This is a genomic window from Peristeroidobacter soli, assembly GCF_004138485.1.
Taxonomy (GTDB): Bacteria; Pseudomonadota; Gammaproteobacteria; order Steroidobacterales; family Steroidobacteraceae; genus Steroidobacter; species Steroidobacter soli.
The window spans coordinates 219,153-245,549 of sequence record NZ_RYEV01000005.1; the positions used below are offsets into that span (position 1 = coordinate 219,153).

General features: G+C 63.7%; 22 protein-coding genes. 16 read left to right on the plus strand and 6 right to left on the minus strand.

The window, feature by feature from the left end:
* Positions 1 to 6 precede the first annotated feature (6 nt).
* The 4 genes from EKO19_RS22525 (at position 7) to EKO19_RS22540 (ending at position 4,246) form a co-directional block, all read left to right on the plus strand.
* Positions 7 to 810 (plus strand): 3'-5' exonuclease, encoded by an 804-nt coding sequence (locus tag EKO19_RS22525; RefSeq protein WP_129778772.1) that lies wholly within the window; start codon positions 7 to 9, stop codon positions 808 to 810.
* Positions 807 to 2,165 carry a 23S rRNA (uracil(1939)-C(5))-methyltransferase RlmD gene (gene rlmD / locus EKO19_RS22530; RefSeq protein ID WP_129778774.1) on the plus strand — a complete coding sequence of 453 codons (1,359 nt, stop codon included), beginning with the start codon at positions 807 to 809 and terminating at the stop codon, positions 2,163 to 2,165. The genes EKO19_RS22525 and rlmD overlap by 4 nt, the downstream gene beginning before the upstream one ends.
* 88 nt (positions 2,166 to 2,253) lie before the next feature.
* Positions 2,254 to 3,297: a beta-N-acetylhexosaminidase gene (gene nagZ, locus EKO19_RS22535; RefSeq protein WP_129778776.1), complete on the plus strand. Its 1,044-nt coding sequence runs from the start codon at positions 2,254 to 2,256 to the stop codon at positions 3,295 to 3,297.
* A gap of 4 nt (positions 3,298 to 3,301) precedes the next feature.
* On the plus strand, positions 3,302 to 4,246 hold the full coding sequence (locus EKO19_RS22540; RefSeq protein WP_129778778.1) for a GGDEF domain-containing protein: 945 nt from the start codon (positions 3,302 to 3,304) through the stop codon (positions 4,244 to 4,246).
* 4 nt (positions 4,247 to 4,250) lie between these two features.
* On the opposite strand, the gene EKO19_RS22545 is transcribed toward EKO19_RS22540, so the two are convergent.
* The 3 genes from EKO19_RS22545 to EKO19_RS22555 form a co-directional block, all read right to left on the minus strand.
* Positions 4,251 to 4,913, minus strand: a complete 663-nt coding sequence (locus EKO19_RS22545; RefSeq protein ID WP_129778780.1) for a CsiV family protein — start codon at positions 4,911 to 4,913, stop codon at positions 4,251 to 4,253.
* Positions 4,914 to 5,210: 297 nt separating this feature from the next.
* Positions 5,211 to 8,822, minus strand: a complete 3,612-nt coding sequence (gene mfd / locus EKO19_RS22550) for a transcription-repair coupling factor (protein WP_129778782.1) — start codon at positions 8,820 to 8,822, stop codon at positions 5,211 to 5,213.
* Positions 8,823 to 8,942: 120 nt separating this feature from the next.
* The gene (locus tag EKO19_RS22555) at positions 8,943 to 9,242 is read right to left on the minus strand and encodes a hypothetical protein (protein ID WP_129778784.1); all 300 of its coding nucleotides are present in this window, start codon (positions 9,240 to 9,242) and stop codon (positions 8,943 to 8,945) included.
* 173 nt (positions 9,243 to 9,415) lie between these two features.
* Here EKO19_RS22555 and EKO19_RS22560 point away from each other — a divergent pair, with 173 nt between their 5' ends.
* The 4 genes from EKO19_RS22560 (at position 9,416) to EKO19_RS22575 (ending at position 14,762) form a co-directional block, all read left to right on the plus strand.
* A complete protein-coding gene (locus EKO19_RS22560; RefSeq protein WP_129778786.1) occupies positions 9,416 to 10,678 on the plus strand; it encodes a lipoprotein-releasing ABC transporter permease subunit in 1,263 nt (420 codons plus the stop codon).
* The gene (locus tag EKO19_RS22565; protein ID WP_129778788.1) at positions 10,671 to 11,918 is read left to right on the plus strand and encodes a lipoprotein-releasing ABC transporter permease subunit; all 1,248 of its coding nucleotides are present in this window, start codon (positions 10,671 to 10,673) and stop codon (positions 11,916 to 11,918) included. Before EKO19_RS22560 ends, EKO19_RS22565 begins: the two co-directional genes overlap by 8 nt.
* 16 nt (positions 11,919 to 11,934) lie before the next feature.
* The gene (gene lolD / locus EKO19_RS22570; protein WP_129778790.1) at positions 11,935 to 12,615 is read left to right on the plus strand and encodes a lipoprotein-releasing ABC transporter ATP-binding protein LolD; all 681 of its coding nucleotides are present in this window, start codon (positions 11,935 to 11,937) and stop codon (positions 12,613 to 12,615) included.
* Between the two features lie 146 nt (positions 12,616 to 12,761).
* A complete protein-coding gene (locus EKO19_RS22575) occupies positions 12,762 to 14,762 on the plus strand; it encodes a S8 family peptidase (protein WP_129778792.1) in 2,001 nt (666 codons plus the stop codon).
* On the opposite strand, the gene EKO19_RS22580 is transcribed toward EKO19_RS22575, so the two are convergent.
* The gene (locus EKO19_RS22580; RefSeq protein WP_129778794.1) at positions 14,733 to 15,275 is read right to left on the minus strand and encodes a DUF2062 domain-containing protein; all 543 of its coding nucleotides are present in this window, start codon (positions 15,273 to 15,275) and stop codon (positions 14,733 to 14,735) included. The two genes, EKO19_RS22575 and EKO19_RS22580, sit on opposite strands and share 30 nt — an antisense overlap.
* A gap of 86 nt (positions 15,276 to 15,361) precedes the next feature.
* Between EKO19_RS22580 and EKO19_RS22585 the strand changes: the two genes are divergently transcribed.
* The 7 genes from EKO19_RS22585 (at position 15,362) to kdsB (ending at position 22,619) form a co-directional block, all read left to right on the plus strand.
* Positions 15,362 to 17,644: a DNA internalization-related competence protein ComEC/Rec2 gene (locus EKO19_RS22585; protein WP_129778796.1), complete on the plus strand. Its 2,283-nt coding sequence runs from the start codon at positions 15,362 to 15,364 to the stop codon at positions 17,642 to 17,644.
* Between the two features lie 72 nt (positions 17,645 to 17,716).
* Entirely contained in the window at positions 17,717 to 18,334 is a 618-nt protein-coding gene (locus EKO19_RS22590; RefSeq protein WP_129778798.1) for a MotA/TolQ/ExbB proton channel family protein, read from the plus strand.
* Positions 18,331 to 18,768 (plus strand): ExbD/TolR family protein, encoded by a 438-nt coding sequence (locus tag EKO19_RS22595; protein ID WP_129778800.1) that lies wholly within the window; start codon positions 18,331 to 18,333, stop codon positions 18,766 to 18,768. The genes EKO19_RS22590 and EKO19_RS22595 overlap by 4 nt, the downstream gene beginning before the upstream one ends.
* A gap of 31 nt (positions 18,769 to 18,799) precedes the next feature.
* Positions 18,800 to 20,554: a lipid A export permease/ATP-binding protein MsbA gene (msbA, locus tag EKO19_RS22600; RefSeq protein WP_217705527.1), complete on the plus strand. Its 1,755-nt coding sequence runs from the start codon at positions 18,800 to 18,802 to the stop codon at positions 20,552 to 20,554.
* Positions 20,555 to 20,614: 60 nt separating this feature from the next.
* Positions 20,615 to 21,637, plus strand: coding sequence for a tetraacyldisaccharide 4'-kinase (lpxK, locus tag EKO19_RS22605; protein ID WP_129778802.1), 1,023 nt, complete (start codon positions 20,615 to 20,617; stop codon positions 21,635 to 21,637).
* Between the two features lie 21 nt (positions 21,638 to 21,658).
* Complete coding sequence (locus EKO19_RS22610) at positions 21,659 to 21,847, plus strand: Trm112 family protein (protein ID WP_129780218.1); 189 nt, start codon at positions 21,659 to 21,661, stop codon at positions 21,845 to 21,847.
* A 1-nt stretch (position 21,848) separates the two neighbouring features.
* Complete coding sequence (gene kdsB / locus EKO19_RS22615) at positions 21,849 to 22,619, plus strand: 3-deoxy-manno-octulosonate cytidylyltransferase (protein ID WP_129778804.1); 771 nt, start codon at positions 21,849 to 21,851, stop codon at positions 22,617 to 22,619.
* Here the strand turns inward: kdsB and EKO19_RS22620 are convergent.
* Positions 22,605 to 22,796 carry a hypothetical protein gene (locus EKO19_RS22620; RefSeq protein WP_129778806.1) on the minus strand — a complete coding sequence of 64 codons (192 nt, stop codon included), beginning with the start codon at positions 22,794 to 22,796 and terminating at the stop codon, positions 22,605 to 22,607. The genes kdsB and EKO19_RS22620 overlap by 15 nt on opposite strands.
* Positions 22,797 to 23,012: 216 nt before the next feature.
* Here EKO19_RS22620 and EKO19_RS22625 point away from each other — a divergent pair, with 216 nt between their 5' ends.
* Positions 23,013 to 23,510 (plus strand): low molecular weight protein-tyrosine-phosphatase, encoded by a 498-nt coding sequence (locus EKO19_RS22625; protein WP_129778807.1) that lies wholly within the window; start codon positions 23,013 to 23,015, stop codon positions 23,508 to 23,510.
* A gap of 60 nt (positions 23,511 to 23,570) precedes the next feature.
* Here EKO19_RS22625 and EKO19_RS22630 read toward each other — a convergent pair whose 3' ends face one another.
* Positions 23,571 to 26,264, minus strand: coding sequence for an Rne/Rng family ribonuclease (locus tag EKO19_RS22630; protein WP_129778809.1), 2,694 nt, complete (start codon positions 26,262 to 26,264; stop codon positions 23,571 to 23,573).
* Positions 26,265 to 26,397: the final 133 nt, after the last annotated feature.

Below are 26,397 nucleotides of genomic sequence, written 5' to 3' on the forward strand. Positions count from 1 at the left end.
GACTCCATGCCTGTCTTCGTTTTCGATATAGAAACCATTCCCGACGTCGAGCTCGGCCGGCGCATCTACGACCTGGGCGACCTGAGCGACAAGCAGGTCGGCTATGTGATGCAGGCCAAGCGTCGCGAAGAGTCGGGCACCGAGTTTCTTTCCTATGAGCAGCAACGCGTGGTCGCGATCTCGGTCGCGCTGCGCACGCGCGATTCGTTCAAAGTGTGGTCGCTCGGCGATCCCGGTGCATCGGAAGCGGAGATCATCCAGCGCTTCTACGATGGCATCGACAAGTTCACGCCCGATCTGGTCTCCTGGAACGGCGGCGGCTTCGATCTGCCGGTGCTGCACTATCGCGCGCTCCGGCACGGCATCGTCGCGCCGCGCTATTGGGAGTCGGGCGAGGAAGATCAGTCGTTCCGTTTCAACAACTATCTCAATCGCTATCACTCGCGGCACCTGGACTTGATGGACGTGCTGTCGAGCTTCCAGGGACGCGCTCGCGTCAGTTTGCAAGCGGCGGCGACGTTGCTGGGCCTGCCGGGCAAGCTCGGCATGAGTGGCGACAAAGTCTGGGATGCCTATCTCGACGGCCAGCTCGAGCACATCCGCAACTACTGTGAAACCGACGTCTTGAATACGTTCCTGGTCTATTTGCGATTCGAGTTGATGCGCGGCCGGTTGATGCGCGATGAGTATCACGCCGAGGTCGCCCGAGTGCGCGACGTGCTCGCGGCGCAAGCCAAACCTCATTTTCAGGAATTCCTCGCGGCCTGGGGGCCGCCGCCGGATGTGATCGCGCAAGGAGCCGGTACGTGAACGCGAGGGCCCGACAACGTCAGTCCGCGCCGGAGACCGCGAAGATCACTGATCTGTCGCATGAGGGGCGCGGCGTCGCGCACGTCGACGGCAAGACCGTCTTCATCGACGACGCGCTGCCCGGCGAGCTGGTGGAATGGCAGCGGCTCAAGCGTGGCCGCAATTTCGATGAAGGCCGCCTGCTCAAGGTGATCGAGCCGTCGCCGGATCGAGTCGAGCCACGCTGCGCTCACTTCGGCATGTGCGGTGGCTGCGTGTTGCAGCACCTGTCGGGCGAGCAGCAGCTGCAGTTCAAACAAAAGCAGCTGATGGATTCGTTGACCCGCATCGGCAAGGTCACCCCGGATGAGGTGTTGCCGCCGCTGCAGGCCGGCAGCTGGAACTATCGCCGTCGCGCTCGGCTCGCGGCGCGCTGGGTGCCGAAGAAGAATCGGACCATCGTCGGCTTTCGCGAGCGAAGCACTCCATACATCACGAATATCGAGCGATGCGAGGTGCTGCAGGCACCGCTCGATCGGCTCATCGTTCCGCTGTCCGAGCTGGTGACGGCACTCAGCATTCGTAACCGCGTCCCACAGATCGAAGCGGCGGTCGGGGACAATGCGGTCGCGTTGGTCGTCCGCGTGCTGGAGCCGTTGACCGAGGCCGATCAGGAGCTGCTGCGACGGTTTGGTCGCGAGCATTCGGTCCAGATGTTCCTGCAGCCCGGCGGCTATGAAACGGTCGCGCCGATGGCACGGGATTCTCTCGGACATGAGCCTTCGTCGCCGAGCCTGCCGATGGAGCCGCTGGAATATCGACTGCCGGCCTTCGATCTGACGCTGCAATTCCTGCCCACCGATTTCGTTCAGGTGAACGGGCCGCTGAACCTGCAGATGATCGACCGGGCGGTGGAACTCCTGGCGCTCAAAGCCGATGACCGGGTGCTGGATCTGTTCTGTGGTCTGGGCAATTTCTCCTTGCCGCTGGCGCGTCGGGCCGGGCAGGTCGTGGGGGTGGAAGGCGAGGCCGGCCTGGTGGCCCGGGCGCGGGACAACGCGGCTCGAAATGGCCTGGGAAATGCGCAGTTTTTCGCCGCCAACCTGGCCGACGAAAGCATCGGTTCAGCCGCCTGGGCCGGCAAGTTCGACAAGGTGCTGCTCGATCCGCCGCGCGCCGGCGCTAAAGAAGTGCTGCCGGTGGTCGCTAAGTCTGGTGCCGACACCGTGTTGTATATTTCGTGTCATCCCGGCAGCCTCGCGCGCGACGCGGGTATTCTGGTGCACGAGCATGGTTATGAGCTGCGGGCCGCCGGTGTGATGGATATGTTCCCGCATACAGCCCACGTGGAATCGGCCGCATTGTTCGTGAAGTGATCAGCGGTTAGCGGTTGGCCAGAATGGCCGCTACGTCGATCGCGAGTATTCTCAACCAACCACCAACCACTAACCGCCAACCGCTAACATGACGCTCGGCCCGGTGATGATGGACGTGCAGGGCAAGACCCTGACCCAGGAGGATCGCGAGCTGCTGGCCCATCCGCTGGTCGGCGCCGTGATCCTGTTCACACGGAATTTCGAGAGCGTCGAGCAACTCCAGCAGCTGGTCGCCGAGATTCGCGCCGTTCGTTCGCCGCCGTTGCTGGTGACGGTCGACCACGAAGGCGGCCGCGTGCAACGGTTTCGCAAGGGTTTTACCGTGTTGCCGTCGATGCGGATGATAGGCCGGCAATACGACCTGGATCCCGTCGCCGGCCGACTGCTGTCGCGTCAGTGCGGCTGGTTGATGGCCGCCGAGCTGCGCGCGGTCGGCGTCGATCTGAGTTTCGCGCCCTGCGTGGACCTGGACTACGGCGCCAGCAGCGTCATCGGCGACCGCGCTTTCCATCGCGATCCGCGGGTGGTGTCGGAGCTGGCGATCTCGTTCATGGGCGGCATGCGGGAGGCGGGGATGTCCGCCTGCGCCAAACACTATCCCGGCCACGGTTTCGTGGTGCCGGATTCCCACGTGGCCATGCCGGTCGACCGTCGGCCGCTGGTCGATATGGAGGAGGATCTCACCCCCTATCGCCGGCTGATCGACAACGGCGTCGCCGCCATCATGGCGGCCCATGTCGTGTACAGCCACGTGGACGATAAACCGGCCGGTTTTTCACGCCGCTGGCTGCAAACTGAACTGCGCGGCCGGCTCGGTTTCGACGGCGCCATCTTCACCGACGACCTGTCCATGGCCGGTGCCAGCGTGATCGGCGACATGCCGGCCCGGGCAAAAGCGGCCCTCGCGGCCGGTTGCGACGTGCTTTCGGTCTGTAACGATCGCCAAGGTGTGCTCCAGGTCATCGATTCTTTGCGAGGGACCGAAGATCCTCTGAGTCAAGTTCGCATGGCCCGCCTGCACGGCAAGCCGGGATTGACCCGGGACGCGCTGCACGCTTCGATGGATTGGCAGACCTGCGAAGGCGCGGTCAAGGGTTGTATGGAACGGCCCGATCTCCGATTGAATTCATAAAACTATGAGCGTCGACGCAACACTGCTGCAGAGCCTGGTGGAATCCTCCCCGGAGGGCGTGGTCATTTGCGATGCCAAGGCGGCCGACCGCCCTGTGATTTTCGTGAACGCGGCCATGGAGAAGCTCACCGGCTACGACGCCAGTTACATCCGCGGTCGCAACCTGCGTTTCCTGCAGGGTGACGATCATGAACAGGAGGGTCTGGAAAAGATCCGGACCGCCTTGCGGCAGGGCACGCCGGTGCATACCACGCTGCGCAACTATCGCAAGGACGGCACGATGTTCTGGAACGAAGTGCACATCCAGCCGCTGCGCGATGCCAACGGCAATGTGACGCACTTCGCGGGCTACCATCGCGAAGGCGGCGACCGGCTGCGGCTCAGCGAGTCGCGCGAGAAGACCGATCCGATGCTGAGCACGCAGACCATGATGGCGTACCTGCGTGACGACAAGCTCACCGGGCTGCTGCGCCGGACCTATTTCGACGAGCTGGTGAAGCGCGATTGGGGCCTGGCCCAGCGCGAGTCGCGCCGCCTGAGCTTCCTGGTGTTCGATCTGGATTGTTATCTCGCTTACAAAGAGACATTCGGCAAGAACGGCTCGGATCAGTCGTTCAAGCGCGTTTCGCGAGTCATCAGCAGTTGCTTCCGCCGTGCGAGCGACCTGTGCGGTCGATTCGATGAGGACCAGATCGCGGCGGTGACGACCGGCCTGGATCTGGCGCAGGCGGCCAAGCTGGCTGAAGCCGTGCTTGGGCGAGTGCGCGATCTCGCCATTCATCATCCGCGGTCGGTGGTGTCTCGCTATGTGACGGCGAGCGCCGGTGTGGTTTCGCTGGTGCCGCCACACGATGCGGCCCCTGAGCGCGTTTATGAGATGGCGTTGAAGGCGCTGAAAGACGCCAAGGAGCTGGGGCGGAATCGAGTCGTCAGCCGCGAGGCGGACTGATCCTTCAGCCGGCCTCGCTGCCAGGGCTCGGCGTGATGACTGCGATCACGCCAAACTTCGGACTGTCGATGTAATGGCGCTCGTTGCTACGCATGCGCCGCGTCTGCCGCAACACATAGCGCGAGCCTTCACCCGTGGCCGCGCCGTCCATCACCAGGTCCAATGTGAGATGCAGATAACGGCCGCGAGTCAGCGCGATCTGCCCCTGCAATCCCGAGGTGGCCGGCACCAACGTGCTCACCGATAGATATTTCGCCGCGTTCCTCGCATAGCCCGGCTGCGTCCAGCCGACGTGCGCCACCGGCTGATAGCCCCGGCTGCGACGCATCTGATCTTCGATGGCCGTCAGCTTCATCTTTGACGCAGGCAGGGAAGGGAAGGAAGCAGTCGGTGCCGCGGCAGTCGTCGGCGGTACGGCCGGTTCAGTTTCGTCATCGGGAATCGCCATCTGCTGCGCCGAGTCCGCCGCCGCCTCGACACCCCAACTCTCTGGTGTGTCCTTCCCGGTGAGATTGCGGAAGATGAGCAGCTCGACGTCGTAGGACTGTAGCGCCGGGGTCTGCTGCGCGACCGCCGAACCCACGGACATGAACGCCGCGAGCAATATCACCACGCCCAACTTGCGCTGGCGGGCACCGAAGCGAGATAAGAAAGCTGAATGGCTCATGGCGGGGGAGTTTAGCAGTTGGCGACTGGCTCACGATGACGCGTCGCTGAGACAGCGCGGTGGTCAGCAGCGCCAGGGTGGGGGATCTCCTCCCCGGCACCGCGCACACGCCTGCGCACGCTTCGCTCCCGCTGTCGCGGGCGCCCTGCTGCACATCCGTGTGGCTGCTATAGGACCGCCGTCCCTGGACGGATCCAATTGCCGGGGAGGAGATCCCCCACCCTGACGCTGCCGAAACGATAGTGGCGTTGGCCGGGGAAGAAGAGCCAAAGAGACCACGAGCCCGAACCGCCGACGTCAGCGTCTGAATTTCTTCGAAGACGAAGACGACGGCTTGTAACTCACGCTCGGCTTGGGCGGCGGAGCCTTGGGCGGCGGCGCGTTCGCTTTCGTAGCCGCAGCCGCGATCACTTTCTCTCGCGCCTTCTCAGCAGCCAACTCGCTGGCCGTCGGTGTGGCCTTGCTCAGCTCAGCCAGTAACTGCTCGACTTGAGTAAAGCGAAGTTCTTCCTGCTCCAGGTTCATCGTGAACTTCAGCTTGTTGCCGCCTTCGAGCCGATGCGTGCGCGAGTTGCGTTGGACGTAGCGGATCAACGTCCCCGGTTCGACCTTGGTATCGCTTTCAAACGTAACCGACCCACCCCCCGGACCCACATCGACTTTGCGCAGTCCCAGCGTCCGTGCCGCCTGTTTGAACTCGGCGATACGGAACAAATTCTTCGCCGGTGGGGGCAACAGACCGAACCGATCGATCATTTCCACCTGCAGCTCACGCAGCTCCTCGTTCGTCTTGGCAGCCGCGATGCGCTTATAAAGTACCAGCCGCAAATGCACGTCCGGCAGATATTCATCGGGCAGCAACGCGGGCAGATGCAGATCCACTTCCGGCCCCTGATGCATCGGTTGATCGAGCTGCGGCACCTTGCCTGATTTCAGCGCATTGACCGCGCGCTCCAGCATCTCCATATAGAGCGCATAACCGATCTCCTGGATCTGGCCGCTCTGTTCCTCGCCGAGCAATTCGCCGGCGCCGCGAATTTCCAGATCGTGAGTGGCGAGTGTGAAGCCCGCACCCAAGTCCTCCAACGACTCGATCGCCTCCAAGCGTTTGACCGCGTCGGCAGTCATCAGATTGCGCGGCGGCGTCATCAAGTACGCGTACGCCTGGTGATGCGAACGGCCGACGCGTCCGCGCAGCTGATGCAGCTGGGCGAGACCGAGCTTGTCGGCGCGATCGATGATGATGGTATTTGCGGACGGCACGTCGATGCCGCTCTCGACGATGGTCGTGCACACCAGCAGGTTCGAACGCTGGTGATAGAAGTCCAGCATGACCTGTTCGAGCTCACGCTCACGCATCTGACCGTGGCCGATGGCGATTCGCGCTTCCGGCACCAGCTCCGCCAGCGTGCGAGCGGTCTTCTCGATCGTATCGACGGCGTTGTGCAGGAAATAAATCTGACCGCCGCGGCGGATTTCGCGGAGGCAGGCCTCGCGGATCGTTGCGGTGTCCCACTGAGAAACAAACGTCTTGATCGACAGTCGAGACACCGGCGGCGTCGTGATCAACGACAGCTCACGCAGGCCGCCCATCGCCATGCTCAACGTACGAGGAATCGGCGTTGCGGTCAGCGTCAGTACGTCCACTTCCGCGCGCAACTGCTTCATCTTTTCCTTGTCCTTGACGCCGAAGCGATGCTCTTCGTCGATGATGAGCAGGCCGAGCCGCGCGAACTTCACGCCCGTCTGCAACAGGCGATGAGTGCCGACCACGATATCCGTCTGACCGGACTCCAGCGTCGCCATGACCTGATTCACTTCCTTGGCCGTTCGGAAGCGCGACAAGGACTCCACGCGCACCGGCCAGTCGGCGAAACGGTCAGCAAATGTTTGATAGTGCTGTTGGGCGAGCAGGGTAGTGGGCACGAGCACGACGACTTGCTTGCCCGCCTGAACGGCGACGAACGCGGCACGCAGCGCGACCTCCGTCTTGCCGAAGCCCACGTCACCGCAGACCACGCGATCCATCGGACGTCCGCTGCCGAGGTCCTCGACCACCGAGCGAATCGCTGCCGCCTGGTCGGGCGTTTCTTCGAACTTGAACGCAGCCTCGAACGCACGCAGATCGTCTTCAGGTGCAATCAACTGTTCGCCCTGGCGAGCCGCGCGACGCGAATACAAATCCAGCAACTCGGCCGCGGTATCGCGAATGCGCTGCGCGGCTTTCTTGCGCGCCTTCTCCCAGGCATCGCCGCCGAGCTTGTGCAGCGGCGCGTGTTCGGCCGGCGCACCGGTGTAGCGGCTGACCAGATCCAGCGCCTGCACCGGAACGTACAGCTTGTCGCCTTCGGCATATTCCAACACCAGGAATTCGCTGGTGAGGCCGCCGACATCGAGGGTCGCGAGACCGACGAACCGGCCGACGCCATATTCCTCGTGCACGACCGGCGAGCCCGGATGCAGATCGGTGAGATCGCGGATGATCTTTTCCGGATCGCGCTCGGGCCGGCGACGGCGTCGTTCCTGTCGGGCGCGCTCGCCGAACAATTGTTCTTCGGCGATCAGCGCCAGCGGCGGATCGTCGGTCTGCAGGCCGGTCGAGATCGGCGAGACGGTGATCGCGAGGCGCTCGTCACCGGCTTCGAATGCCGACCAGCTCTCGACCAGCGGCGGTTTCAGCTGACTCCTGGACAGCAGGTCGATCAGCATTTCGCGCCGGCCGGCGGACTCGGCGGCCAGCAACACGCGCCCTGGGAACGTGCTCAGGAAATTCACCAGCTCGCGCGCGGGCTCTTCACTGCGTTGATCGACCCGCAGGCTCGGCGGCACGCGAGTGGAAAAGTTCTGATAGGGCAGCGTTTGCGTCAGCGGATCCAGCTCGACGCGCGACAGTTCGATGCGTCGATACGACGTCATCCGTTGCATGAACTCGGCGACGGGCATGAACACTTCGCGCGGCAACAGAATCGGTCGATCGACGTCGTGGCCGCGTTGCTCGTAACGGTTTTCGATCTCGGTGAACGCCTGCGTCGCCATCGAATCGATCTCGCGTTCGACGGCGATGATCGTGTTGGCGGGCAGATAATCGAGCAGCGTCGAGGTGCCGTCGAAGAACAGCGGCAGGTAGTACTCGATGCCCGGCGGTGGCGCGCCTTCCGCGATGTCGCGATAGATCGACATGCGCGTGAGATCGCCCGGGAAACGATTGCGGAAGCGGCGCTTGAAGTTCTGGATGCCTTCGGCGGTGAGCGGGAACTCGCGCGCGGGCAGCAAACGAAGCGCCGGTACTTTGTCGCCGGAGCGCTGAGTTTCAGGATCGAACTTGCGGATCGACTCGACTTCGTCATCGAACATGTCGAGGCGATAGGGCGTGTCGCTGCCCATGGGATACAGGTCGACGATCGAGCCGCGCACTGCGAACTCGCCGGGTGCCATCACTTGCGAACTGGCGACGTAACCGGCGCCGGCCAGCCGGTCGCGAAACGCGGCGACATCGAATCTTTCGCCGGCGCGCAGATCGAACGCGTGCGCGTCGATGTACGCCTGCGGCGGCAGTCGCTGGAGCATCGTTTCCAGATCGACGATGACGATGCCCTGGGTCAGTCGAGGCAGGGTCGAGAGCAATCGCAGACGTTGCGAAACGATGTCGGGATGCGGCGAGAACAGGTCGTAGGGCAGCGTCTCCCAGCCGGCAAAAGTTTCAATCGGCGTGCCGGGCTCGCAGAAGAAGCGCAGTTCGTCTTCGGTACGGCTGGCCGCTCGCGCGTCGTGCGCGATGACGAGCATCGGTTGGGAAGACTTGCGGGCAGCTTCCGCCAACCACAGCGCAGTGGCGGAGCCATAGAGCTGGCCCCACCGAACCTGCAGTTGGTTACGGCTGGGAAGAATCGGTCGGTCGGCGTCGGTCATCGCTCGGGCAGAATTGGGTCGACGGAGTTCAGTTCAAATAGCGGACACTCGGGCCGACGCCTCGCGGCGTCCCCGAAGGGCGATGACTCTACCAGAGAGAACCTGACGGTGAGGGTGGGGTTAGCCGCTGACGACCGTGTGGATGACCAGCTGATGTTCGAAATACACCTCGAAGCCGGGGTATTTCCAGCGGGTAATCGGCGGTTGACCGACGGCGGGCAGACGCTCGGTGGGGGCGCCGAACTGGGCTTCGACTTTTTCCATCGAGGTGCCACGAGCCGGCACATTGGCCTGGCTGGCAGGCGCGGGCGGAGTGGTCAGCTCGTCGGCCAAGGCGGCCGTGGAGGCGGTGCCAACGATCAGGGCCGCCAGCAGTTGCGGCAGCTTGGAGCGCAGTTTCGGGCGAATCTGAAAGCTCATGGACACCCTCCTGGGAACGAACCAGCCTCTCGGGGAGGACCGGCGGGGACTGTATAGCAGGGCTTACATAAGGGCCAAGCGCGACACCCCAATTTGTTGTCGCAGTTCACATTTCAGCGGCAGTTTCCATCGGCGCCCGCCCAGGTTAGCCTTGCCGGCCCGAAAGGAGTGACATGTTCCACCCCCTGCCGCTGTACATCGGGCTGCGCTATGTGCGCAGCCGCCAAGGCTTCTTCGTCTCCTTCATCAGTTGGGTTTCGATGGTGGGCATTTGCCTCGGGGTGATGGCGCTGATCACGGTGATCTCGGTCATGAACGGGCTGGAAGGCGAGCTGCGGGGGCGGCTGCTGAGCCTGGCGTCCCACGCCACCCTGTCCGGCGAACCTGAACAGTTGCAGGACTGGCCGCAGCTGGCGGATCGGATCCGCAAGCAGAAGGAGGTCGTCGGCGTCGCTCCTTATATCGATCTGCAGGGCATGCTGGGGCGGGGCGGCGACATGCGGGCCGCGCTGATTCGCGGCGTCGATCCCAAGCTGGAGTCCGAAGTCTCCGACATCGGGGCTCACATGCGGGCCGGCAGCTTCAGCGATCTGATCGCGGGCGAGCAGCACATCATTCTCGGCGCCGGGCTGGCGTATGCGCTCGATGCGCGGATTGGCGATGAGATCACGGTGCTCGTGCCGGCGATGGCGGCCGCGGGTGAGGGGGCGGTCGGCGGCATCGATCTGAAGCCGCGCATTCAAAACTTCATCGTCAGCGGCGTGTTCGAAGTCGGCGCGCAGGAGCACGACAACGTGCTCGCGCTCATTCATCTGCAGGATGCGTCCGGGCTCGCCGGCACGCATGGCATGCCCAATGGCTTGCGCTTGAAGTTCGACGACATCTTCGCCGCGCCCGTGCGCACGCCGGAGATCAACCAGGCGCTCGGCGGCAAATTCAAAGTGAGCGACTGGTCGATCGAGAACGCCAGTTATTTCCGTGCGGTGAAGATCGAAAAGACCATGATGACCTTGATCCTCATGCTCATCGTGGCGGTGGCGGCGTTCAACATCGTCGCGGCGCTGGTCATGGTCGTGAACGAGAAGCGCACGGATATCGCGATCCTGCGCACCGTCGGCATGACCCCGCGGGATATCGTCGGCGTGTTCATGACGCAGGGGGTGTTCATCGGCTGGTTCGGCGCGCTGCTCGGGCTGGTGTTGGGGCTGCTGCTGGCCTTCAATGTCAGCACCATCGTGCCGTTCCTCGAGCGTCTCGCCGGTGTGAAGGTGTTCGATCCGACGGTGTTCGTGATTTCGGATATGCCCTCGGAGGTGCAGTGGCCCCAGGTCATCGGCATCACGCTCACGGCGTTGATCCTCACGGTGCTCGCGACGATCTACCCGTCGCTGCGCGGCGCGGCCACCGAGCCGGCGGAAGCGTTGCGCTATGAGTAAGCGTTACGAGTTCCTGATCGGCCGCCGCTATCTGCGATCCAATCGCGGCAACCGGTTCGTGTCCTTCATCTCCACCATTTCCATGCTCGGCATCGCCATCGGCGTCGCGGTGCTGATCGTCGTGCTGTCGGTGATGAATGGGTTCGAACGCGAGGTGCGCGGTCGCATTCTCAGTCTCACCTCGCATGCCACGATCAGTGCCTTCGGCTCGGGGCTGCCCGACTGGCAGGGAACCGCGGCCAAGATTGGCGAGAATCCCGACGTGGTGGCTTCGGCGCCTTACATCGAAGCGCAGGCGTTGTTGATCGCGGGCTCGAAGAGCAGCGGCGCGATGATCACCGGAGTGCTGGCCGACTACGAGCGCAAAGTCACCTCCATCACCGAGAAGATGGAGAAGGGTTCGTTCGAGGCGCTGAAAGGCGGAGGCTACGGCATCGTGCTCGGCACGGAGCTGGCGAAGGCATTGAACGTGTCGTTGGGCGATCGGGTCGTGATCGTCACGCCGTTACGCAAAGTCACGCCCGTGGGCGTCACGCCGGTTTATCGTGCGTTCAAGGTGGTGGGCATTTTCAACGCCGCCATGTACGAATTCGATCGCAACCTCGCTTACATCAATCTGCAGGACGCGGCGAAGTTGTATCGCATGGGCGATGACGTGACCGGGATACGTCTGAAGCTCACGGACATGATGCTCGCACCGCAGCTCGTGCGCGAGCTGGCGCTGTCGCTGGGCGGCGGCTATTACATCGACGACTGGACACGCAAGCATGCCAATTTCTTCCGTTCCATCCAGCTGACGAAGTCGGCGATGTTTCTGATCCTGTTGCTGGTGGTGGCCGTGGCGGCGTTTAACATCGTGTCGACGCTGGTGATGGTCGTGAAGGACAAGCGCACCGACATCGCCATTCTTCGTACCATCGGTGCGTCACCGCGCGGCATCCTGACGATCTTCATGACCCAGGGAACCGCGATCGGCTTCATCGGCACGGTGGCCGGCGTGATGCTCGGCGTGCTGATCTCGGTCAATCTGGAAACCTTGATTCACGGCCTGGAAGCTGTGCTGGGCGTGCATTTCCTGGATGCCAAGGTGTATTTCATCAGCGATCTGCCGGCGACGGTGGAGTGGCCCGATGTGATCAAGATCAGCGTGACGACGTTCCTGCTGTGTTCACTGTCGACCTTGTATCCGGCGTGGCGTGCCGCGCGCACCCAGCCCGCGCAGTCGTTGCGTCACGATTGAGAACCAAGAGAAATTCATGTCCGATCCGGTTCTGGCTTGCGGCAACTTGACCAAATATTTCCAGCAGGGCGACACCCGCGTGGAAGTGCTCAAGGGCATCGATCTGGTCATTCATCCCGGCGAGCGCGTTGCCATCGTCGGTGCCTCCGGCTCGGGCAAGACCACGTTGCTGCAGCTGTTGGGCGGGCTGGATCTGCCCACGTCCGGCACGGTGCGGATCGCGGGTCAGGAGATCAGCGAGCTGTCCGACAAGCAACGGGGCGATCTGCGCAATCGGGCGCTGGGCTTCGTCTATCAATTCCATCATTTGCTGCCCGAGTTCACGGCATTGGAGAACGTCGCCATGCCGCTGCTGATCCGTCGCGTGTCGGTGGAAGAGGCGCGCAGGCAAGCTCGCGAATTGCTGGAACGTGTGGGCTTGGGGGCGCGTCTCGAGCATCGGCCGGGGCAACTGTCGGGCGGTGAGCGTCAACGGGCCGCCGTGGCGCGTGCGCTCGTGACACGTCCGCCCGTGGTCCTGGCGGATGAGCCCACTGGAAACCTCGACGGCGCGAACGCGCGCCAGGTATTCGAGCTGATGCTGGAACTGAACCGGGAGCTCGGCACGGCGCTGATCATCGTGACTCACGCGCCCGAGCTGGCCGCACAACTACAACGATCGCTCACGTTGACCGACGGCAGATTGCATTCCGCCTGACTCCATTCAGCGCCGATTCGCGAACTGATCTCGAGCCGTCGCGAGCTCGCGACGCGCAACGATTGATTACATTTGCGGAGGAAGTCCGGACGTAGACTGCCGGCCGCGCTCAAGATCGAGTCAACGCTCAGGACAAAAGGAACGTCATGCGTTTCAGCCATCTCCTGTTGGGTCTGTCGGTCGCGGCCTTGATCGGTTTCAGCGTCGGTGCCGCTGAATACAATCCCGTTCGCAAACAACCCGCGAGCGCCGGCGCCAATGGCAAGCGCGTCATCGTCAAGTTTCGAGCTGCCGGTGCGTCACCGGGCGTGCAGGCGAAGTCCACCAGCAACACGGTCGCGGCGCTGGCGGGGCGAAACCAACTCACCTTGAAACAAACCAGTCAGATCGCCTCGAACATGCACGTCATGCAGTTCGAGTCGGAGACGTCGGGTGAGTCGCTCGACGAGAGTCTGGCGCGTCTCCGTGCAGATTCCTCCGTCGAGTACGCGGAGCCGGATCAGCTGCGTTATCCGCATGCCGTGCCCAACGATCCGCTGTATACGGGGCAGTGGTATTTGCAGAACGCAGCCTCGACGCCGAGCGCGATCAATGCCGAGGGCGCCTGGGATGTGACGACCGGCAAGTCGGGTGTCGTCATTGCGGTTCTCGATACGGGGGTGTTGTTCAGCCATCCGGATCTGTTGCGCGCGGCCGCCAGCGGAAAATTGCTGCCGGGCTACGATTTCATCTCCGATACGTCGGTGGCCAACGACGGCAACGGACGCGACTCGGATCCCACCGATCCCGGCGACTGGGTCACCACTGCGGACGCGAATTCCGCGGCGTTCAGCGATTGCTCGGTAGCGGACAGTTCGTGGCACGGCACACGTGTCGCGGGAATCCTGGGTGCGCTGACCAACAATTCGACGGGCGTTTCCGGCATTGCCTGGAGCAGCTCGATTCTGCCGGTGCGCGTGCTGGGCAAATGCGGCGGATATGATTCGGACATCCTCGCCGCGATGCTGTGGGCGGGCGGCATTCACGTCGACGGCGTGCCCGATAATGCCAATCCCGCGAAGATCGAGAACCTGAGTCTCGGTGCGACCGGCACGACTTGCCCCGCGAGTTATCAAGACGTCGTCGATCAACTCACCGCGGCCGGTGTGCTCGTCGTGGCATCTGCTGGGAACGAAGGCGGGCCCGTGGGCGTGCCTGCGAGGTGCGATGGCGTCGCGGCTATCGCGGGGCTGCGTCATGCGGGCACGAAGGTGGGCTTCAGCAGTCTCGGCACGGAGATCGCACTCGGCGCGCCGGGCGGCAATTGCGTCAATACCGGTGTGGGTCAGCCTTGTCTGTATTCGATCGATACGACGTATAACATCGGCGCCACGACAGCCGGTGCCAACGCCTACACCGATCAAAGCGACTACAACGTCGGAACCAGTTTCTCCGCGCCGATCGTTGCCGGCATCGCTGGGCTCATGGTCTCGGCGAACGCCAATCTGGATTCCATTCAGTTGCTGGCTCGTTTGAAGGAGGGCGCGACCACACCGTTCCCGGTGTCGAGCGATCCGAGCATTCCGCAATGTCACGTTCCCGTGAGCGCGAACGATCTGCAGACCACTGAATGCAGTTGCACGACGCAGACCTGCGGCGTGGGCATGGCTGATGCGAACGGCGCCGTGCAGGCGGCGCTGCGTCCGATTGCCGCTGTCACAACGCCGTCAAGTGTCAGTGCTGGGCAGAGTCTCGCGTTGCAGGCTGCGGGCAGCGCCGCGGCTTGCAACTACACGATCGCGTCGTATGCATGGACCGTCGTCAGCGGCGCCGTTTCGATCGTAGGCAGCAGCACGGATACGGCTACGGTGATCGCACCTTCATCAGGTTCGTACACCGTGCGACTCACGGTGACGGACAATATGGGACGGCAGGACACCGCTGACGTTGTGGTGAGTTCCAACGCCGCGACGACATCCGCGCCGTCGAATGCCGGTACGACCGCTTGTGCGAGCGGCACCACGACGGACGGGACGGTTACCCCGCCGCCCGCGCCTTCGAGCGGCTCCGGGGATTTACGTAACTCCGGCGGCGGTGGCGGTGGTGCGATCGGTGTGCTGACGCTGCTCGCCTTCGGCTCATTTCTCGGCTTTCGCCGACGTTTTTAGCTGACTTCCGCCTTTGCGCTCGTGGTATTTGAGCACCAGGCTCAGATGCCACATGCCGCCGACGATCACATAGCCGAGCACGGCTGAGATCGCGCCCAGCACCAGGCAGCCCAGCAGGAACGGTTTCCAGATCGGCAGCAGCTGCGTGGTCAGCCATTCCCAGGTCATTGCGAACGCAATGGGATGCGTGGTGATGCCGAGCATGTGGCTGCCGAGCCAGTAGGCGCCCATGTACATCGGCACCATGGTCAACGGATTGGCCAGGAAGGTGCCGAAGATCGCGGCGGGCACGTTCAAGCGCAAGCTCAGTGCCAGCACGGTCGCGAGCAGGAAATGGACCGGGATGGGGATGAACGCGATCAGCAGGCCGAGCGCGAACGCTCGCGTCACATTGCGCCGGTTCAAGCTCCAGTACACCGATTCTTCCAGCAGCAGCCGGAACGGCCGCATGAACCAGCGATCGTTCCAGCGATGGCGCTGGCGGCTGAGGGTTTTGAAGACTCGTCGGGGCATTCGATACGGCGGGGTGGACTGGACGGCGGATTATCTCAGTCGCGCGCCTCAGCCGCGACGGATTTGTTCACGCGCAAGGAGGCGCGATGGGTGCGATCGCTCTGGGATTTCTCGTAGGCCACGGCCTCATTCACGCGTTGCCCGCATTGCCGGCGCTTGCATGGCTGACGGCGATCGTGCCGGCCGTCTCGTTGTTGCTCGTAGGCAGACACCGTGCAACGGCGAGGATCGGCATTGCGGTTTTGTTGGGGGTCCTGTCGGCGTGGGGCCATGCAGCCTGGCGACTGGCGAACGATCTGCCGCCGGCGCTCGAAGGCCAGGACCTGACGGTGCGGGGCTTCGTTGCCTCGTTGCCGGATTCGAAAGTCGATCCGCAGTTCACGTTCGATGTGGTCGACGCGGCCGCCGACGTGCCACCGCATCTGCGGCTGACGTGGTATCGCGCGCCGGCGCCGCTGCAACCGGGCGAGCAATGGCAGCTCAACGTTCGTTTGAAACGTCGCAATGGGTTCGCCAATCCCGGTGGCTTCGACTACGAGGGGCATTTGTTTCGTGAGGACATCGGCGCGGTTGGATACGTGCGCGCGGATGCGGGCAATCGTCGAGTGTCTGTCACGTCGTTTCGATATGTGATCGTGCAAGCACGCGCATGGATAGGTTCGCGCATTGCCGCCGCGGTTGGCGATCATCGGATGCTCGGTGTACTGCAAGGCCTCGCGATCGGCGATACGAGCGCGATGAAAGCAGAGCAGTGGCGAGTGTTCGCTGCGACGGGTACGACTCATCTGATGGCGATCTCCGGTCTGCACATCGGCATGGTCGCGATGCTCGCGGCGTGGGGTGGTGGTTGCATAGTTCGTTGGCGTCGTGCGCAGTCGTTGGGGTTGACGGCCATGCACGGTCAGGTGCTCGCCGGTGTGTCGGCGGCGGTGATCTATTCGGTACTCGCGGGGCTGTCTGTTCCCACGCAGCGTACTCTCGTCATGCTGTGTATTTATTTCGGTTTGCGGGGATTTCGGCGGACGCTGGATATAGGCCGGTCGCTGAGCCTGGCGCTGATCGCGATTCTGCTGGTCGATCCATTCGCACCGCTGTCGGTGGGCGCATGGCTGTCGTTCATTGCCGTGCTGGTGATTCTCATGGCGACCGCGGGCCGGCTGGTGCGCGAAGGCATGATCGCGAGCTTCAGCCGCGTGCAATGGGCGGTGACGATTGGCTTGATCCCGGTGTTGCTGGCGTCGTTCGGCAACCTGTCGCTGCTGGCGCCGGTTGCGAACGTCCTTGCGATTCCCGCGTTCACTTTGCTGGTCGTGCCGGGCACGCTGATTGGCACGGTGGCGGCAATGATCGATCCGTCGCTCGGCGCGCCGTTGCTGAAGTTGCCGGCGCTGTTACTCGATGCGGGCTGGCCAGTCCTGGAATGGCTGGCACAGCGGCCGCTGGCAGTCTGGCATGCGCCGCAGCCGTCGCTGCCCGTGTTTCTCGCGCTGCTCGCGGGTGTGTCGTTGCTGTCGTTGCCGACGATCTGGCCGCTGCGTTTCACGGGCGTGCTGCTGTGTCTGCCAATGATGTTCTATCGCGCGCCGACGCCGGCGCCCGGCACATTCGAGCTGACGGTGCTGGATGTGGGGCAGGGGTTGGCGGCGGTCGTGAGAACACACTCGCGCACGTTGGTGTACGACACGGGGCCGGCCTATCCATCGGGCCGCAGCGCTGCCGAGCTGGCGGTGCTGCCGTTCCTGCGCAATCGCGATGTGCGCGGCATCGACCTGCTCATGGTGAGTCATGGCGATCAGGACCACAGCGGCGGTTTGTCCGAGCTGCTGGCGGCAATGCCGGTGCGTGCAGTGGCCACCGGTCCGTCGGTGGCGTTCCACGATTCCGCCAGAATTGGCTGCCATCGTGGCCAGCATTGGCAGTGGGACGGCGTGAGGTTCACGGTTTTGCATCCGGATTCCGAAGGGCAGACGCTCGCACGCAGCGGCAACGACAGCTCTTGTGTGCTGCTGATTCAGGGACACGGCGGCAATGCGCTGCTGACCGGCGACATCGAGATCGATGCCGAACGACGACTGCTCGCGCGGGGATTGCCACGGGCCGAGGTCGTGGTTGCGCCTCACCACGGCAGTGACACTTCGTCGAGTTCGCTATTCGTCGCCGCCGTGCGACCGGATGTGACGATTTTTTCCACCGGCTATCGGAATCGCTGGAATTTCCCGCGTCCGGCGGTGTTGGCCCGCTGGCGGGAGGTGGGCGCGCGCTGCTATGAAACCGCTGCGAGCGGCGCCATCACCGTCACGTTCGAGCCGACCGGATTGCAAGTTCGCGAGCAGCGTCACACACAGCGACGTTACTGGACCCGGCAATGATGCCGGTACGGCGAAAGCTGCTAGTATGCGATGAATAACCCGGCCCCACACACGGTCACAGCAAACACTGTCATGTTCGAAATCGTGAAAGCCGGCGGTCTCATGATGGGGCCCATCATCCTCGCCTCCATCGTGACCGCAGCCATTTTTCTGGAACGTCTCTGGACCCTGCAAACCAAGCGCGTGCTGCCGGCCGAGCTCACCGAAAAGGTGTGGCGCTGGGTGGAGCAGGGGCAGATCCAGGACAAGCACATCGCCGCGCTTCAGCAGAACTCGCCGCTGGGCAAGATCCTGGCGGCGGGCCTGACCAATCGCAATCGCGATCGCGTGGTGATCCGCGAGGCCATCGAGGACACCGGCCGGCACGTGGTCCACGAGCTGGACCGGTTCATCGGCACGCTCGGCACCATTGCCTCGCTGTCGCCGCTGATGGGGCTGCTCGGCACGGTGTTCGGCATGATCCGGACCTTCAACGCCATCACCGTGTCCGGCATCGGCAATCCCGCCAGCCTGGCCGGCGGCATCGCCGAAGCGCTGATCACCACGGCCGCGGGTCTCACGGTCGCCATCCCGGCGCTGCTGGCCTATAAATACCTGCGCGGCCGCGTGCAGACGCTGGTGGTGCAGATGGAAAAAGAAGCCATCAAGCTGGTCGAGGCCCTGGAAGCCCAAGCGCGGGAAGCCGCATGAACCTGCGCCCCAAGGACCATGAAGAGCCGGAGATGAACCTCACGTCGCTGATCGACGTGGTGCTGCTGCTGCTCATCTTTTTCATGGTCTCGACCACGTTCGTCGACGAGTCGCGGATCAAGCTGCAACTGCCTCAGGCCAGCAACGAGCCGGCGGCGGCTCAGAAAAAGGATCCCATCGAGGTGGCCGTGACCGCCACCGGCGAGTATCGTGTCAACGGTCAGGTGTTGATCAACACCAGCCCCGCGACTTTGTCGGCGGCGGTTTCCAAGCTCGCCGGCGAGCGACGCGACCTGCCGGTCACCATCCGTGCCGATGCCCGTAGCACGCATCAGTCGGTGGTGACAGCCATGGACGTGCTCGGCCGGCTCGGATTCAAGGCTATCAGCATTGCCACAGTCAACGATCAGAGCACCTCGGGCACAGCCCAGTAACGACGTCCCCCAGAAGAACGTCCCGGCCACCATGTCACGTTCCGCCAAGGCCGCCATGCCAGACGACGCCTGGCAGACCTACAAGCGTCTGATCGGTTATCTGCAGCCTCATCGCGGCATGTTCGCGCTGGGCATGCTCGGCGCCATCGTGTTCTCGATCAGCATGGTGAGCTTCACCGCGTTCGCCAAAGTGTTCGGCGACGGCACGTTCGAGCATCGCGATCCACGCACCATCGTCTGGTTGCCGATCGCGCTGATCGGGCTGTTCCTGCTGCGCGGCCTGGGCGACTTCACCCAGACGTATTGCATGGGCTATGTCGGCCGGCAGATCGTCAAGCGTCTGCGCGGTCAGGTGTTCGAGCGCATCGTGCACCTGCCGGTGGGCTACTTCGATCGCAACTCCAGCAACGTGCTGCTGACCAAGCTCACTTACAACACCGAGCAGATCGGTCAGGCGTCCACCGATTCGGTGCTGATCACGCTGCGCGAGGCGCTGACCATCATCGGCTCCATCGTCGCCTTGTTTTATTTCAATGCGCGGCTGGCGGCCATCGCCTTGATCATGGGCCCGCTGGTGGCGTGGCTGATCGGCATCATCAACAAGAAGTTCCGCCGTTACAGTCATCGCATCCAGGATTCGATGGGCGACATCACGCGCATCGCCAAGGAAACATTGGAGGCGCCGCGCGTCATCAAGGTCTACAACGCCGAGGACTATCAGACGGCGCAATTCGAAGGCGTGAACGAGCACAACCGTCGTTCGCACATGAAACTGGTGCTCACCAAGGGCCTGTCGAATCCGGTCGTGCAGATGGTCACCGCGACCGGCTCGGCCATCGTGCTATCCATCGCTATCTCGGACGCGATCAACGACCGTACCAGCATGGGCGATCTGCTCGCGTTCTTCGTCGCGCTGGTGGGTATTGCGCAGCCGCTGCGTGCGCTGGTGGGAGTGTCGGGCCCGCTGCAGCAGGGGATTGCGGCGGGGCAGAGCATTTTTCAGATGCTCGATGAAACAGTCGAGCCCGAAGGCGGTCACTACATTGCCGAGCGGGTCCGCGGCGATATCGAGTACCGGAATATTTCTTTCACCTATCCGGTGGGCAAGGGCGCGGCTCTGCACGATGTGAGTCTGCAGGTCGCGGCGGGCGAGATGATCGCCATCGTCGGCCGCTCCGGCAGCGGCAAGTCCACGCTGGTGAATCTGTTGCCGCGCTTCTACGAGCCGGATGCGGGCAGCATTCGCGTCGACGGCCGTGAGATTCCGGAATATCAGCTACGCAACCTGCGCGAGCAGATTGCGGTCGTCAGTCAGGACGTGGTGCTGTTCAACGATACGATTCGCGCCAACATCGCGTTCGGTCGCAAGGTCACGGACGAGCAGATCGAGCGCGCGGCGCAAGCGGCGCTGGTCATGGATTTCGTGCGCGAGCTGCCGTTGGGACTGGATACGATGGTTGGAGATCGCGGTGTGTTGTTGTCGGGCGGCCAGCGGCAGCGTATTTCGATTGCACGCGCCTTGTTGAAAGATGCGCCGATTCTGATTCTCGACGAAGCCATGTCCGCACTCGATACCGAGTCGGAGCGGACCATTCAGGCGGCGCTCGAACAGCTGATGCAAAACCGTACGACCCTGGTCATCGCGCATCGATTGTCGACGGTCGAGAACGCGGACCGCATTCTGGTCATGGAAGCGGGCCGCATTATCGAGAGCGGCACGCACGCCGAGCTGATCGCGCAACAAGGTCAGTACGCGAAGCTGCACTCGATGCAGTTCAACGCATGAGCCTGGCGGGTCGCCAACGCTCATCGCGTTCGCAGTCCGACAGGTGAAGGGGCGCGGCTGATGGACGCGTTCCTGCAGCGAGTCTGGTACGAGGGGCGATCGCAGTGGTTCTCGCTGCTGCTCCTGCCGCTGTCGTGGTTGTTCGGGGCTGTCGCGGGCGTGCGGCGTGTTGCTTATCGACGCGGCTGGTCGCAATCCATTCGAGTGGCACGTCCGGTCATCGTGGTGGGCAACATCACGGTCGGTGGCACGGGCAAAACTCCCATGACGATCTGGCTCGCCGAGCGGCTGCAAGCGCGGGGCGTGCGAGTCGGCATCGTGTTACGTGGCTATGGCGGTACATCGACGCAGTGGCCACGCGATGTCACCAGCCAAACCACCGCTGCAGAAGTCGGCGATGAAGCCGTGCTCCTGGCGCGACGAACCGGGGCGCTGGTCGTCGCCGGTCCCGATCGAGTCGCGGCCGCGAATCGCGCCATCGAACGCGGTGCTCAAGTGATCGTGTGCGACGACGGTTTGCAACACTATCGCCTCGTGCGCAATCTCGAGATCGCCGTGGTCGATGAGCGCCGAGGTCTGGGCAATGGTCGGCTGCTGCCCGCCGGGCCGCTGCGTGAGCCGCCCAGTCGTTTGGATAGCGTGGGCCTTAGGGTGCTCACCCGACGCGCCCCGCCAACCTCTGTCCGGGCGATCCCGAACGCGATCGTGACGATGCCAGTGCTCGGCGATGCCGTGTCGCTCGGCACCGGCGAGAAACGCTCTTTGCAGAGCTTCGTCGGTTCGCCCGTGCACGCCATCGCGGGCATCGGCAATCCCCAGGCGTTTTTCGATGCGCTGAGCGCCGCGGGCCTGTCGGTCGATGCGCACGCCTTGCCGGACCATGTTCGACTGACCGAGGAGCACATTTCGTTCCCGGACGGCGCGCCAGTGCTTATGACCGAGAAGGATGCAGTAAAATGCCCGCCTGGCGTGGCTGCCGCGCGCCTCGCGAACTGCTGGGCCGTGCGCCTGGATGTCGCGATCGGCGAGGCGGATGCGCAAGCCATCGATCGTCTGCTCGATCGTCTGCTGCCGTCTCATTGATTCCTCGGAGCCCACCTCATGCTGGACACCAAATTCCTGGACATCATCGCCTGTCCGCTCTGCAAAGGCCCCGTGCAGTACGTGAAGTCGGAGCAACTGCTGATCTGTCGCGCCGATCGGCTCGCCTATCCGATTCGCGACGGCTTTCCCATGATGCTCGAAGACGAGGCGCGCACGCTCGATCCGATGGACCCGTTGCTGAAGGATTGATGTGACCTTCAAAGTCGTCATTCCGGCGCGCTACGCGTCGGCGCGCCTGCCGGCCAAGCCGCTGCTGGATATCGCCGGTCGGCCGATGATTCAGTGGGTGATTTCGGCGGCGGCGCGCAGTGGTGCCGACGAAGTCCTGGTCGCCACGGACGACGAGCGCATTGCCGGCGCGGCTATCGATCCGCGTTCGCAGCAGTCGATCGCAGTGATGACGAATGCCGACCATCTGTCGGGCACGGATCGCATCGCTGAAGTGGCCGGCCGGCGCGGCTGGGACAAACGAACCATCGTCGTGAACGTGCAAGGGGACGAACCGCTGTTGCCGCCGGCGCTGGTGGGGCAGGTGGCGAGCCTGTTGGAACAGCATCCCGATGCCGCCATCGCGACTTTGTCCACGCCCATCACCAGCCTGCACGAGTTCCTGGATCCGAACGTGGTGAAGGTCGTGACCACCAAGGACGGCACCGCGTTGTATTTCAGTCGCGCGCCGATTCCCTGGACCCGCGACGGCGCTCTGCAAGGGCTCGCGAGCCAGGTCAGCTTCGCGGGCGCGCAGCGTCACCTGGGCATCTATGCCTATCGAGTCGAAGCTTTGCAGCGAGTGACGGCGCTGCCGCCGGCGGAGCTGGAGCTCACGGAAAAGCTCGAGCAGCTGCGCGCGTTACAGGCGGGAATGAAACTCGTCGTCGCGGTCGCTGCGGAGACGCCGCCAGCGGGCGTCGACACAGAGAGCGATCTCATCAGAGTGCGCGCCGTGCTAGGCGCGAGCTGAGTCGTCGCGCAACTTGGTGAGCTCGGAATGATGGGCGGTCTCGAGCACATCGCTGTCCCAGCGGATCAGTAAATAACCCAGGTCCATCAACCTCAGGACCGTACCGTCGGGAAATTCAGTGCGGCGAGTGGCTCGCACGCGATCGCCTTCCGCGAAGTGATGAGCTGACTTCGGCATGAGTGGCCATGGTTTGGCCGCCCCCGGCCGATGTGCCGAAGTTTGTACGCAGGCGCGCAATAGACGCGCATCAGCATTTCCGACTAGGGGCAGATGCGAGGGATCGCATCAGCAAACCGCTGAGGCGCGCAGATATTTCCGATCACGCGGTCGGTCTCGGGACGATTACAATGCTCCGTAATCAAGCGCCGGAGGGCGGCGTCGAGCCGTACCAGCATGGGAACTCGCAGCGTCAAGCGCATCCTGTTTGTTTGCATGGGCAACCTGTGCCGGTCGCCGACGGCGGAGGGGGTGTTTCGGCAGATCCTGTCGAGCGACGCCCCGGATCTGCAGATCGAAATCGATTCGGCGGGCACGCACGATTTTCACGTCGGCTCGCCGCCGGACAGTCGCTCGATCGCGGCCGCCAGGCGGCGGGGCATCGATCTGTCGTCGCTCCGGGCGCGTATGGTGACCGCCGAGGACTTTGCGCTCTACGATCTGATTCTGGCCATGGACGAGGAGAACCTGCGGGAGCTGCGTCGTCGCGCCCCGGCGGTTCATCATGAGCGCATTCGTCTGATGATGGAGTTCGCGCCAGACGCGCCGTCGCGCTTCGTGCCCGATCCGTACTACGGTGGCGCGCAGGGTTTCGAGGACGTGCTGGACCTGTTGGAGGAAGCGGCGCAGGGCCTGCTGGCCGAGCTGCGCTCGATGCCCCCCACTGAAATGTAAGAACAAACACAAGGGCCAGCGGTCACCCGCTGGCCCTTGGTTCAATCAAAGCGCGTTGGATTACTCCTCGCGACGCGTGCCCGAACCACCCCACGAGCTGCTGCCGCTGGACGGCGAAGAGCTCCACACCGTGTACTTGTCGGCACCGCTCGACGCGGCCGGCGCCTGACCGTCCGACTCGCGAGGCTTCGGCGCGGGCGGTGGGGACGACTCGCTCGAATGTTCACGAGGCGCATGCTCACGAGGCGCTGCTTGTTCACGAGGTGCATGTTCACGCGGTGCCTCGGATCGAGGCGCTTCGAAGTGAGGCTGCGAGTCGGGTCGGCTCGGGGCGCCGCCACCGAAGTCACCACCACGAGCCCCGCCGCCCGAGTTCGACTCTCGAGGCGCGGCCGGAGCGTGGTCCGCGGGCGCGGCGCCTGAAGAACCGTCACCGCTCGAATCGCCGCCGTGAGCGTCGCCTTCGCTGCCGCCGTGAGCGTGATGGTCTTCGCCACCACCCTGACCACCGGCGTTGCCATCGTCACCGCCGCGGCCACGACCACGACGACGTCGGCCACGACGACCGCGTCCGCCGCGCTCGCCGCGTTCACCTTTGTCACCACGCTCGCCGGAACGTTGAGCGTCGCCACCTTGAGCTGCTCCAGATGCTGCCGGAGCTGCGCCTTCAGTAGACGCTGCCGGGGCGGGAGCGGCAGGTGCGCGCGGAGGTTGCTGATGTTGATGCTTTTGCTGTTGCTGCCGACCGCCGCCTTCGTGATGGCGACCGCCGTCAGCACCTTGTTCGCGCGGCTTGTTGCGATCTTGCCGTTGCTGACCGTCGCGGCGAGCTTCCTGCGCCGGCTTGTCAGAACGCTGATCCTGCTTGCCACCGCGATCGCGATCACGCGAGCCGCGTCCCTGACGATCACGATCGCCGCCGCGGTCACGGCCATGACGGTCGCGATCACGACGATGACCGCCGTCGGCGCGAGCGGGGCGCTGCCCAGCGTCGCGACGCGCGGGTTCAGCAACCGGCGCGGGCGGCGTGCCCGTGCCGAAGAAGTAACGCCACATCTTCACGAAGATGCCGATCTGCTCGACGGGCTCCGGCTTCGGCGGCGGGGCGATGGTCGTTTCCATCGCAATCGTCGGCGGCGGCGGGACCGTCGGCACCGTCGAAGTCACAACCAATGGTTGAGCGGCAGCGGCGCGCTCTTCGCGCTTGGCGATCTCTTCGGCGGACGGTTGTGGCGCGACCGGGATCTGATGGCTGATCGTCGAGTTCTCCGGCAGACCGGCCTCGTCGTCACGCACGCGGCGGATTTCGTACGCCGGCGTTTCCATGTACTTGTTCGGCACCATCACCACTTGCACGGCGCTCTTGTGCTCGATGTTGTTGAGCCACTCACGCTTCTCGTTCATGAGATACGTGGCGACTTCCACCGGCAGCTGCGCGATGACTTTGACGGTGCGGTCCTTGCGGGCTTCTTCGCCGATCAGGCGGAGCAGGGCGAGCGCGAGCGAGTCGACGCTGCGGATCGAGCCCATGCCGCTGCAGCGGGGGCAGTTGATGCTGGCGGACTCGCCGATCGACGGACGCAGGCGCTGACGTGACAGCTCGAGCAGACCGAAGCGCGAGATGCGGCCGATCTGAATGCGCGCACGATCCTGCTTCACGGCGTCGCGCAGACGATCTTCGACCGCGCGCTGATTCTTCTGCGACTCCATGTCGATGAAGTCGATGACGATCAGGCCGCCCAAGTCGCGCAGTCGCAACTGGCGGGCGATTTCATCGGCCGCTTCGAGGTTGGTGTTGGTCGCGGTGGTTTCGATATCGCCACCGCGCGTGGCGCGGGCCGAGTTGATGTCGATGGACACCAGCGCTTCGGTCGGGTCGATGACGATCGAGCCGCCCGAGGGCAGGTTGACCTTGTGAGAGTGCGCCGACTCGATCTGATTCTCGATCTGGAAGCGCGTGAACAGCGGCACGCTGTCCTCGTAGAACTTCAGCTTGCGCAGGCCGGCGGGCATGAAGCGCTGCATGTACTGCTGCGCCTCGGCGTAGATCTCCTGGCTGTCGATCAGGATCTCGCCGATGTCGTCGGACAAGTAGTCGCGCAGTGCGCGGATGATGGCTTTGGATTCCTGATAGATCAGGAACGGTGCGGCCTTGCCTTCGGCGGCGCCGGCTACTGCATTCCAGACTTCTTTCAGGTTATCCAGATCCCACTGCAGTTCTTCGGCGGAGCGGCCGACGCCGGCGGTGCGCACGATGGCGCCCATGCCGTCGGGAATCTGTACCTGGTCGAGAGCTTCGCGCAGTTGCTCGCGATCTTCACCCTCGATCCGGCGCGATACACCGCCGGCGCGCGCGTTGTTCGGCATCAGCACCAGGAAGCGGCCGGCGAGGCTGATGAAAGTGGTGAGCGCGGCGCCTTTGTTGCCGCGTTCTTCCTTTTCGACCTGGACGATGACTTCCTGGCCTTCGTTCAACAGATCGCGGATGTTGCCGCGACCGCCGGGCGACGATCCGTCCTTGAAATACTCGCGAGAGACTTCCTTCAGCGGCAGGAAGCCGTGGCGCTCCGCGCCGTAGTCGACAAAGCAAGCTTCCAGGCTGGGCTCGACGCGGGTGATGCGTCCTTTATATACGTTGGCTTTTTTCTGTTCCCGTGACGGGACTTCTACATCCAGGTCGTAAATGCGTTGTCCATCAACCAGTGCTACGCGCAACTCCTCTTCCTGAGTCGCGTTGACTAACATTCTCTTCATGAGGCCCTTCTAAGGAATCAAGGGCCGGGCGAGCACGCACGGCGGGCGCGAGCCATAAAGGCAGGGAGGAGCGATCGGGGAATGTCTTCATCCGATGTTGCCTGCGCGGACCCCTGGTGTAATACCGGGAAGA